Annotated in this window: 4 protein-coding genes and 1 pseudogene; 3 read left to right on the plus strand and 2 right to left on the minus strand. The window is 59.8% G+C overall.

Annotation, left to right across the window (positions count from 1 at the left end; genetic code table 11):
• Positions 1-668: IS630 family transposase (locus ABIB78_RS38315; RefSeq protein WP_429034226.1), on the minus strand; the 668-nt coding region annotated here is incomplete at its 3' end.
• 967 nt (positions 669-1,635) lie between these two features.
• Complete coding sequence (locus ABIB78_RS38320; RefSeq protein WP_429034227.1) at positions 1,636-2,982, minus strand: MFS transporter; 1,347 nt, start codon at positions 2,980-2,982, stop codon at positions 1,636-1,638.
• A gap of 1,782 nt (positions 2,983-4,764) precedes the next feature.
• On the opposite strand from ABIB78_RS38320, the gene ABIB78_RS38325 reads away from it, so the two are divergent.
• The 3 genes and pseudogenes from ABIB78_RS38325 to ABIB78_RS38335 form a co-directional block, all read left to right on the plus strand.
• Entirely contained in the window at positions 4,765-4,980 is a 216-nt protein-coding gene (locus ABIB78_RS38325; protein WP_429034228.1) for a hypothetical protein, read from the plus strand.
• 1,296 nt (positions 4,981-6,276) lie between these two features.
• Positions 6,277-9,651 (plus strand): autotransporter outer membrane beta-barrel domain-containing protein, encoded by a 3,375-nt coding sequence (locus tag ABIB78_RS38330; RefSeq protein WP_429034229.1) that lies wholly within the window; start codon positions 6,277-6,279, stop codon positions 9,649-9,651.
• 1,048 nt (positions 9,652-10,699) lie between these two features.
• A pseudogene (locus tag ABIB78_RS38335) lies at positions 10,700-12,077 on the plus strand (hypothetical protein); the annotation flags it as partial.

Raw genomic sequence — 12,077 nt, forward strand, 5'->3', positions numbered from 1 at the left:
CCGGTCGCGATGTCGAGGGCGGCGAACAGCGATGTGGTGCCGTGCCGTTTGTAGTCATGGCTCCTTCGGGCCGGCTGACCGGGACGCATCGGCAAGATCGGCTGACTGCGGTCCAGCGCCTGGATTTGCGACTTCTCATCCACACACAGAACGATGGCATGCTCCGGCGGTGAGACATAGAGGCCCACGACGTCGCGCACCTTGGCCACGAAGTTTGGATCGGTCGAGAGCTTGAACGTCTCCAGCCGGTGCGGCTGGAGCCCGAACGCCCGCCAGATGCGTTGCACCGTCGACACCGACAGGCCGCTGGCCTTCGCCATGCCGCGGGAACTCCAATGGGTGGCGTTCTCGGGGCAGTTCTCCAGCGTCCGCACGATCACGGCTTCGATGCGGGCATCGTCAATCGTGCGCGGCGCTCCGGAACGCGGCTCGTCGTGCAGCCCGGCCATGCGCCGCTCTACAAAACGCCGCCGCCACTTGCCCACGGTCTGCCGGCCCAGCCCCAGCTTGGCCGCCACTTCGTTGTTCTGACCGCCTTCCGCGCAGGTCAACACGATCCGCGCTCTCAGAGCCCGCGCCTGCGCCGTCTTTCGACGCATCGTCAGCGACCGTAGTTCGGCACGCTCATCATGGCTCAATATCAGGGCTGCAAGTTGCCGGGCCGCCATCAGATCCTCCGTCGCTGTTGCAGCCGCCATCTCTGGCACAGCGACGCGAATCTACTGCGAATCTACCATTGCGAACTTGTGACTCGGGACACTAGCTAGTCTTGTAGCTCCTTCAGGGAGGACTGACGGCCGGCGCGTCTAGCCGAATTTCTTGTAGGTGGCCTCCTTCCAGAGCGAGCGTGCCGCTGATGCTGGCGGAAGCGGAGTGCGGCTTCCCATAGGTGGTCGAGGACTATCCTGGACCGTCCGCTCGCCTTCAACGATCATCAATGCCGAATCTGCCGCCCGCATCGAAGCTGCTCAGAGGAGCCTGGCCGGCCCCTCGCTACATCAACTATCGCGCCGCTAGCCAGGCTCGGATTTATTGGGCGATCGAGGTGCGAAGCCAAGATCAAGCATGGTCCGTGAACGGTCAATTGCCCTGCTACCGCCGAGCGTTACCCATCTGGATTGAAAAGCCGGCCGCCGTAGCGAATGCCCTCGAGCTCCTTGCGTTGGCAGCTGGCGGAACAGCCATGCAAGGCAATCACGAGGTGAGCCGGAAACCGAGCTTTGGCTAGCTGCCGTGCTCAGCTGCGGATGATCGACGCGTTGACCATCGTATCACCGAACCAGTCACAGGCGGTCGCGAAGTTTAACCGAAGATTCGTTGTAACCGAAGATCCTTGGCGCGAAGTCGACCTCACCCAGGGATCGTCTTCGAGCACCCCGGGGACGGCGGCTCGGACCCCGATCTTGGCATGTCGGACAAACGGGCCATCCTCGCGTCGTGGGCGCCAGGGCGGCTCGTCGATCGCGTCCCGTTAGGCGCCACGGGCGCCCGACAGTCTGGCGGCGCCGGTAATCATCGACGAGATCCTGGATGCTGTCGATGCTCTCGCAAACCCACGGCGGCCAAAGGCGGCGATCTACATTCTTCCCGGACGACGTGAGGCGGCGCGCGATATCAGCCGGAAGGGACCCGTGATCACATTGTCCAGCGCCATGACGGGAGTCCCTTGTTCGCAGCGCTTTGAATTTTGAGCGGTGCGGTCTCGGGCATCATAAGCATCGCACAGAGCCCGGCCGCGCTAGCGAGAAGCATGTACCAGGCGGGCGCCAGCGCGTTCCCGGTAACGTGGGTCAGCGAGGCGACGACGGGCTGAGCTGTGCCTCCGAAGATTGCTATCGCAAAAGCGTAAATCGTCGCGAAGCCGCCACCGCGAATGTTCTTGGGCAAACCTTCGGCCATGCTCACATAGAAGGCGCTATACGGAATGGTTCCGATTAGGGTGAGCGCGCCAAGGCCTCCGAGAAGTGCGAGGGCACTGCGGCTCTCTGCGATCCACAAGAACACCGGATAGGTCATCAGCAACGCAGTGATCTGCGGCCATATCATGATGTGCCGGCGGCCGGCGCGGTCTGCGAGCCGACCGCCCAGCAGTGCGGCAGCAATTCCTACCGTATTGCTGATGAGCGTGGTGGCAAAGGCGAGAGGCGCAGAAACTTGCAGGGTGTTCAGCGCATAGGTGGTCATATATCCCGTGACGTAGGTGATAATCGTGCAACTGGCCAAAACGATGAATCCCAGGCTCATCATGCGGCGAGCGGCAGGCGATCTCCTTGCAGGCTGAACGACGGGAGCCGGCGCTTCGGGGCGATGCAACGTTTCGGGCAAGGCGCTCCGCAGCCAAAGTCCGAATGGCAGCGTACCGGCGCCGAGCAAAAGCGCGATCCGCCATCCGTACGCATGCAGTGCCTCGCTTGTCATGGTGAGGGAGAGTATTTCTCCAACCAACGCTCCGGCCGTCGCAGCTATCTGTTGGCTGGCAGGCTGAAACGAGACAGCAAGACCGCGGGCTTCGACAGGGGCCGCTTCCATCAAATAAGCGGTCGTCGGACCGACCTCGCCTCCCAGAGCGAAGCCCTGCACCAAACGTGCGAAAATGACCAGTAACGGAGCAGCAATTCCTATTGTCTCGTACGAGGGCGTAATAGCCAAGACAAGGATCGCGGCGCTCATGATGGCAAAGCTGGCGGTCATCGCGGGCCGGCGCCCGACCCGCTCCGAGTACGAGCCGAGCACGATGGCCCCGATCGGCCTGGTTACAAAACCCGCGCCAAACGTCGCGAGCGACAGCATGAGGCTGGCGAACGGGTCGCTTGCCGGGAAGAACGCCTGACCGATCTGGATAGCGAAAAAGCTATAGGTCCCGAAGTCGTAGAATTCGAGAATATTGCCGATCGTTGCGCCCAGCACGGCGCGGCCGGTCAAGCGTTCGTCTGCGACAACGAGGACCGGCTCCAGCCCCTCGCGAGTAAATTGCCTAGCCATCCTCGATCCGTCTCGAGCGCGATCGCTGGCCCGAACATTTGGCCAGCCAGGTCGCGCACGTTGCATTTCACTTGCCCCACACGCCCTCTAACTTGATGTGGCCTGCTTCGTGCCCCAGTGTTCCACCTGTGGCTTTAAGCATGTCACGACGAAGCTCATGACGATGAGATTGCAAGAAAAATGCCTGCCGCCCCTCTTGCAGCCCCATTCAAGCCTTGAACTGATTGCTGCAATCGCCAGCAAAGATGAATAAACGAATCCGCTGCAGTTTTCGGGCGCGGGCAGTCATTGTGCTCCTCTGCAATGGCGGGTTTGCGACAGCATTGGCGGGTGCCGAACAGGCGACGTCTGCTTTCACACAGAAGGGCCGCCGCGCGTGCATGCTGCGTTCAGCTGGCTGTGCGTGTGCGGAAGCGTCAGGCGATTGGCCCGGCTTTTGCTCCGCTGCTTGGTAGTTGCGTGCAGCCGCTCGCTTTGTCGGGATTCTCCCCAGCACCTCGCATTGTTGACGACACCATGAAAACAACATTACCCCGGTGCCGCAGACATCAGCCGGCGACATCCGCTCGTGGCGAGCCGCGGCTCAGCGGATCGCTAATGGCAAGCGTGATGCGCCAGAGTTTGAGCTCGAGGAAGTTGAAATCAAAGGCATAAGCGATGGCGACGACGCGCCTCTCGACTAGCGTAGAACTCTGCCCGCTTCCCCACCAATACATTGTTCAAAATCGCCGCGCCAATTTTTCAGACAACAATTCTAAGCCTGAGGGAGTAAAGACCGAATGAAAGCGGCCCGGAGCCAAAAACCAAAAAAGGTGCTGAGCCTCTCACTATATGAGGGAATACTGGGGTGGAAAGTGCCTCATGCTACCGAAGGGTATAAAGAGGCTATCGCTGAAGCGAGAACTAGGCGGTATCTCCCGTTTTAAGGATCAGGGACAATGCGCGCGATTGCATTCGCTATGGTACTCGTCGGGGTCTGTTCATGTATTGCAATGGCCCAAGTGCCATACGCTACCGAACAGCATGAATATTACTCGCGGATTGTGGGTGGCATCAGTATCGATCACAATTCGGGAGGCGCCTCTCTACCGAGTAGTTATAGCAGTAGGCGACACGTCTCGATTTTGGTCAAGCTTGAAGAGGTCGGCAGAAGTATTTTTTTGGATAAGAAAGCGACGCGAAGACTGCTAAATCAAATATCGATTTGGGCTGACGAGCAGTTGGTCATGCAAGGTGTAATGAGGCCATCACTCACTGTCATACGGGTTAGTGATTCTCGCGGTAACTCTCCGCTTGTTGCGCATCGCGACGGGCTCAGCGAGCCATGGTGGATTATAAGGTCAGGTGAGTTGCGTCCTGACAGATGACCCGAAGTTTAGACGACAAAAGCACGGTCATTTTGGCCCCAGATGAAGCGAAAACCCCCAGACGATGAGACGATGCAAGGGGCGTTTCACGTAAAACCCACGCTGTAGCCAGGCCTGGCGAAGCGACAGGCCCATGCCTGGCTTGGGATTTGATGGGCGCCAAAGCGGCCAAGCCAGACCTTGCGGCCAAGGCGCCGAGCTCGATGAATGGATCACACAAGCAGGCAACAGCGAGCTCAAGCGCTTCGCCAACGGCACCGCAATGAGAATGAACGCGAGCGTGATGTACGCCATGCGAAGCCGCGTGTCCCGTCGCTGCGTCCCGGCGGCGACTGGCGTCTGTTGTTGATCGTTTCGACAAATCCACGGCATCGACAATCAGACAGGAGCGCCGCAGCCCGGCGATTGAGCGCACATGTCGCAGGCCTATGTCATCGAAGTATCGGATCGAACCGCAGGTATCGTTGTCCGCGAGGAGCGCGGCTTTCGCTTCTTCTCATCCGAACGCGATTTGGCCCGCATTGACGGCGCCCATTTCGGATCCGCCCGCGCCGCGGAACGCGCGGCCAGGACGCTTATCGAGCGTCGTCGTAGGACCGAGGACCGGGCGACATTCGCTCTGGACCCTTGACGAGGAAGGGGCGGTTGGCCTGGTAAGCGGCGCGGGCTGCCGACAGCGTTACACCCGCGCCGCGAGTTGAATTGCGTGGCATCGGGGCTGTGAGCAACGGCATCGCCATTCCGACAAGGCGAAAGCCGATTACAACTTGTCGCAAGCCGCGTGCGGAAGGACTTGCCGCTCCAATTTGAGAGGCTCCGCTGCACGTCCAACTCTCCATGATTCCCGGCAGTGTTCAGCCCGGCCTTGAATCGGTCAGCGAGGGCGGTTCCAAGGAGGCTGTCGACTCGTTGCGGGCACCGCCATGGACGCGCATTGGATATGGCGAGTGGGTTGCCCGAGTCTGAAAAATCCGCAGCCAAACGCCGTCTTGGCCAGCGGTTGAACCGGTTATCGACGGTCGTGTAAAGACCGTAGCGCTCCGGGAGTTCTCGCCACGGTTTCGTGTCGGAAGCACATACAAAACGCCAGTGAGGGCCCGCCGGTCGTCCACTCGCGTGACCGCGTGACTTGTTCGGCAGCAAGGGCTTGGCAAAGCCCGTTCTCCGTGGCTGAGAGAAAATCCCGCCATCTCAGCCTCAATCTGTGCGGAGTGAATCAGTGCTCGCCACCTGACGGGATCCTTTGGAGCGCAAAACCTCACGAGGCTGCAGGGTTTGCGGAATCTGCCGCCGGGACGAGCGGCCGTATCGCTTGCAACAATGTGCTTATGAGCCATTACGATCTCGATGCGCAACGCATCCCGGTCGATCGCGCTCGAATAAGGCCCCAAGGACACGCCGACTGTAAATACTTTGTACGTGGGTGATGGGCGGCGCCTGGCGCATTTGACGCGTGGCTGCAGATTGTCAAGACACGAAGCGATTAATTCCTGAAACGTGGATGCAACCCAACCAGCCTCGCCACGAGGCCGCCAGAAAGGGCTTGAAGCCTACGCAGCGTCAGGTTGTACAGTCTAAATCATGCAGACGGTCATCGTCTTAGAAGCTTCGTGATCGCAAGGAGGGGTTTCAATGTCCCGAGTTCTAAGGTGCGCGCGAGTCTGTTGCTGCGCAGGCCTGAATCGAAGTCGGCTCGTACGGAATATGGCGGCTGTCAATTGAAGGCTGACGCGGCACGTGCAGTCCGAGATCATATCGGGGCGAAGAGTTACTAGCCGCCGACAGCCGTCTGGCTATGCCGCGAAGGCGCGCGGCCAATGTGCAACCAATGGACGGCCGCGCTCCGCTCGCACGTCTGCGTGCACACGCCCTCGAAGTTGGACGGCAAAGCCCGCCCGCAATCAAAGCCCGGAATAGAAGCTGCAGTATGAAAACGAAGACAGTTACGACTATCGTGCTTGCGGTTCACACGTTGCTCGGTTCGCCCAGCAGGGCCGTTGAAACTTACGATGTCAGCGATTCGAACGGCGTGCCCTTCATGCGGGCGCGAATATTCGGTACCGGAGATGGTCCTTTTTGTTGTGGCGGATATGGCGAGCCGTTGCGGAATTTACCGCAATGGGAAATAGATCATACACTGGCGGCGATTCGGCATTGGGCCGAAATCATCAAGGTCATGCCGGGTCAATCGTCGGCCATCGTCAACATCGGCGGGGTTCGCATTAACAACGCATGGTCCTTCTCCGATACGTCACCCGGTCGCGGCACCAAGGTGCAGGCGGCACTCACGGGTCAGGATCCGGGGGAGCTGGACTACGGCGCGCATGGCGTGATTGCGATCGGCCAGATGGGTTTTTCATCCAAAGCATACATCCCATCGCAATTGCCGATGACGCCAGAGAGAAGTCTTACATCCGTTGCGATTCATGAGCTCGCCCATGACCTGGGAATCCAAAGTACCATTTCCGGCTATGAAGCATCGCCGTATTTCCCTGAAGCGATAAATGCCTGGACGGACCATTTGCACGATGACAATGGCAAACAAGCCAAGCCGGGACAGGCGATCTATTGTTCCGGCTGCGCGAACCCGCGAGCTGACGACGTTTTCGACTTGCGCCGCGATCAGGGTTATTTCGCTGGGAAGCATGTGGGTGAAGTGCTGGCCGGTGCCATGCCAGGTATTCCGGTGCGAGCGAGTCGGCAGGATGCACCCTTCGCCTCGCATACCGAGCTTAAAAACAGCATGATGAGCCACCAGGGATACCGGAATTACACCTCCCTGATGGAGGCGGAGATCGCCGCGTTGCAGGATATCGGCTACAGCATCGATCGGCGCAATTTCTTCGGTTACTCCATCTACGGCAACGGTCAGAATCTGGTAAACGACAATCCCTTCTTCGCTCGTAATGCTGACCGCACCGCCTATCTTCCAAATACATACAACACGGCCACGCTCGGACTGGGGCTGCACGTCTATGGCAGCGGCAACACTGTGGTCCAGCGCGCCGACCTGCTTTCACAAGGAGCAGGGGGCGCTGGCATCCGGGTCGATGGCGAAAACAATCGGATAATAATCCCGACCGGAACCCGCGTCCATGCCGACGGCGCCTATGCGCGCGGCGTCATGTTCGCCTATGGCAAGGGTCACACGCTTACTCAGCGTGGCGACGTGCAGGCCATCGGCGAGCACGGCATCGCAGCAAGTTTCGACTTTGGCAACAATAGGCAGGGCAATGACCGTGAATATCGTGGTTCGTATATTCACACGATTGGCCATAACTCGGTGCCGATGCTGAACGAGATCGACGGTCCGCTCGTCAGCACGTTCGATCTGACCGGGCGCCTGGCTGGTCGTCACGCAGCGATGTACATGTCGAAGAATGGTTATGTGGGCGAGATCAATGTGATGCGCGGCGCAATGCTGTCTGGGGACATCCTGTCTGATTACGCCCAGGTTGACGGAAACGGTTCTCCGCGCCTGACCAAATTAACGTTCGGTATGACGCCTGACGCGAATGGTCACTCAACGGGACAGCCCGACGCAGGCTTTGCAACCCGCTATGTGGGTAACATCATTGGACGCAACAACCTGTCGCTGCAGTTGTCTGGTGGCGTCGTGTTGTTTACCGGCAATCACGAAGTGTACGACGCAACCGTCGCGCAAGGCGCAGCCTTGTCCGGTAACGGCAGTTACCTGATCAATAGCGATGGCCGCTTCACCAATAGCGGTGCTGTCGCGCCGCTCATCGATGGCCTTCACCACAGTAGCATAACGGTGAATGGCGACTATCTGCAAACCTCGACCGGTCGCTTGCAGGTCGCCGTGAACGATGCTGGTGCGATCAGCCGCCTCGCCGTGAACGGCAATGCGACGCTCGACGGCACGCTCACGATCATGCCGCAGCGCGGCTGGTACGGCAGCGGCTTTAGCGTCTCCTCCAATCGGTGGCTGAACGCAACAAATCTCACAGGCTCGTTCACGAACGTGACGACGTCGCTGCGGTCGCCAACCTTGATGGCGAGTGCGACAGCCGAGGGCGACAACACCTACGCGTTGACACTCTCCCGCCCAACCGATGCCTATTCGCGTTATGGGGCCGATGCCAACAGCCGCCAGGTGGGCGCGGCGCTCGATCGAGTAGCTGGCAACGCTGCGGTTGCGTTGCACCCGCTCGTCGCGGCACTCGACTTCTCCGCGTCGGACGGCACGGCGGTGACATCTGGGCTGCGTCGGCTTTCGCCATCCGTCTATGCGTCGGAGAAGGGCAGGCGTGTCAATGACAGCTTCTATGCGCGTTCGGCAGTCTATAGCCGTCTCGAACAGGCGTTTGGCGGCGCGCCATTCTCGCCGGTGGCGGTGATGGGTTATGGTGCTGAGCGGAGGCCAGGCGGCAATTCTGCCTCTGCCATCGGTGCGGCCGCCCCGGCTTCCTCTGACCTGCCATCCTATGACTTGCAGCGTTATGCAGCGTGGGCTTCTGCTTTTGGCGGACGGACGACCCAATCAGGAGATGGCAATGCCGCAAGCACCAGATCCACCATTGGCGGCTTCATGACCGGTATCGACGCGCCGGTGTTTGACGACTGGCGCTTTGGTGTTCTTGCAGGCTATAGCCGTTCCACATTCAAGGTTAACGCTTCTTCGTCGTCAGGCAGGAGCGACAATTTCACTCTCGGGACCTATGCCGGCACCGAGTGGACCGTGCCAGAAGGAGCCATCGCCTTCCGCTCAGGCATTGCCTATACATGGCACGATCTTGAGATGAGCCGCAACGTTAGGTTCCCGGGGTTCAACGACAACTTGATCTCGGACTACGATGCAGGCACTTTCCAGATTTTTGGAGAACTGGGCTACAAGGTCCATGTCGGCAACTGGTCGGTGATCGAGCCCTATGTCAATCTCGCCCATGTTCGCGTCGCGACGGATGGTTTTAGCGAGAGGGGACTGAACGGAGCGGCGCTTGATATTCACGCCGACACCATGGAAACGACGCTCTCCACCCTCGGCGTCTATGCGACCACCCGTTTTCAACTTGGCCAAATAGCCGCGATTGCGCGAGCCGATATTCGCCAGCGTTATGCCGTTGGTGACCGCGTTCCGCTGTCGACAGCCAGCTTTGCCGCCGGTTCCAGCGCTTTTGTGGCTTCCGGCGTATCCATTGGCAAGAACGTGGCACTCGTCGAATCCGGTCTGGACTTCCAGCTTTCCAGCAACAGCACCATTGGCATCGCCTACCAGGGCCAGTTCGGCTCAGGCGTCACCCAGAACGGAGTCAATGCCATCTTCAACGTGAAGTTCTGATGCGCACGGTCAATCGATTTTGGCCCAGCGCGCTACACGCAATGTAGTCATGTTGGTTTCAATCCAGGTCTCATCCACAAAAACCTGAGGTTATGCACAGCAAGATCGCTCATGCAGCCATGCGATCATCATGCGCGTGCTGCATTCGTACGACCGGCGGAGATGGTCCGGGAATACGCCAGGCATTGGGGCAAGTTACCGACATAGGGGTTCATGCGCCGAGAAGGTCCGGCGATAGCCGCCTCCGCGGTCGTGGATGGAATAGAGGCTACAAATAATCCGAACCTCATCTGCTTCCTTGTGCCCGTTCCATTGCTGCACGAAACGAGGGTTCAATAGCTGTGGAATATCGCTTCATAATGAACATCTATTTGTCCTGGTCGTAGGAAAGGAGCACAGAAGATTCGAATGCGACGGATGGCTGTAGTGGCGCGCTCAAGGTCGCTATTGTGCATCAAGATCACGACCAGCGCATTCGTGCTTGTATTGGAGGCGCGTTATGACTGGCATCAGCGGACTCGGGAATCGCATTTGGCAATCTACAGACGACAGCGGTGAAGCCGCGGCCAAGTCTTACACAGATGGCGTTTCTAGTGAGAACGGTCAAACGAGCAGTTCTGGCCCTGTGCGGATGGACTCTGAGCCTCAAGATTTCGAGACTTATTCTGCTCGCGTCCCTTTCGACGGTATGGCTTCGCAGCGCGAGCATGGTGGAAGCTCCGAGATCCCGTATAGATCTTATCGTCACGCACCAGGTTCGACCGAACGTTCGTCGCGTTCTGGCAGCGAGCACTGGCGGAGCGATCGAGCAACCGGAAGCTCGCGAACAGAGGCGAGCCGCCCGCATGGGCAATCCGTGCCCGACCGAGCGGCTGGATCACGAAAGCGGCGTGTCGACGATGTCGTCGCGCAGAGCGTCCATGGTACAAGCTTAGAGCGCCCTTATAGGCGTTCGAACGCACTGAATACGGCGCTAAGGGATATTGATCACGCTCACGACGTCCATGGATTCTCAGAGGTCGTCGCGAGATATGCCAGGCAGTTGCGAATGCCCGACAAGGCAACGTTCCTGCAAAAAGCCGCCGCTGATTTCCGATACAGATTTGTCGCGCGCTTGGAGCAAAATATCCGCTCTGGTGAATCATGGAGCTACGCCAGGATATGCAACGAGGTGAGCGGAGAGGCTGGCGGTCCGGAAGGCATGGAAGCTGCCAAGGCCTTGGCAGCTGGAGTATCGAGGCTCGACGACGTGATTATGTACGAAGTCGAGGACCGAGCCCTTGCGCTCTTCGCCGCATCATTCGGTCGACACTCCCGGGTGCCGGCATGCCGCAGGGGGGCGATCAGAATCGCGAAATTTTGTTGCGCTGAAAGCCACGGACTTCGGAGGCAGACTAACCAAGGGCTATCCTTACTGGTGAATGGCTTCAGCAAGTGGCCGGACGCGAGCAAGTGGCCGGACGCGACGGGCTGCCGCGAGGCTACGGTCGCGATCGCCGGTGAGGTTGCTCGCTGCCGCGACAGGCTCTCTGATATCCCGCAGGGGTTGGCGAACCTGGTGAACGGCTTTAGCAAGTGGCCGGAGGCGACGGGCTGCCGCGAGGCTACGGTCGCGATCGCCGGTGAGGTCTGTTGTCGCGCCGTGCGCACCGCCCGGCTGTTTGATTTTGCTCCGCAGGCGCTGGCGAACCTGGTGAACGGTTTCAGCAAATGGCCGGACGCGTTGGGCTGTCGCGAGGCTGCTGTCGCGATCGCCGGTGAGGTGCCTTCCCGGCTCTCCGGTTTTAACCCGCAGGCGCTGGCGAACCTGGTCAACGGTTTCAGCAAATGGCCGGACGCGGAGCGCTGTTGCGAGGCTGCCGTCGCCATCGCCGGTCGGGTGCCTTCCCAGCTCTTCCGTTTTGACCCGCAGCAACTGGCGAACCTGGTCAACGGTTTCAGCAAATGGCCGGACGCGGAGCGCTGTTGCGAGGCTGCCACCGCCATCGCCGGTGAGGTGCCTTCCCGGCTCTCCGGTTTTGACCCGCAGGAGCTGGCGAATCTGGTGAACGGTTTCAGCAAATGGCCGGACGCGGAGCGCTGTTGCGAGGCTGCCGTCGCCATCGCCGGTGAGGTGCCTTCCCGGCTCTCCGATTTTAAGCCCCTAGAGCTGGCGAGCCTGATCAACGGTTTCAGCAAATGGCCGGACGCGGAGCGCTGTTGCGAGGCTGCCGTCGCGATCGGCGGTGAGGTGCCTTCCCGGCTCGCCAATTTTAAGCCCCTGGAGCTGGCGAACCTGGTGAACGGTTTCAGCAAATGGCCGGACGTGGAGGGCTGTCGCGAGGCTGCCGTCGCCATCGCCGGTGAGGTGCCTTCCCGGCTCTCCGGTTTTGACCCGCAGGCGCTGGCGAACCTGGTCAACGGTTTCAGCAAATGGCCGGACGCGG

Source organism: Bradyrhizobium sp. I1.14.4, from assembly GCF_050435825.1.
Classification (GTDB): domain Bacteria; phylum Pseudomonadota; class Alphaproteobacteria; order Rhizobiales; family Xanthobacteraceae; genus Bradyrhizobium.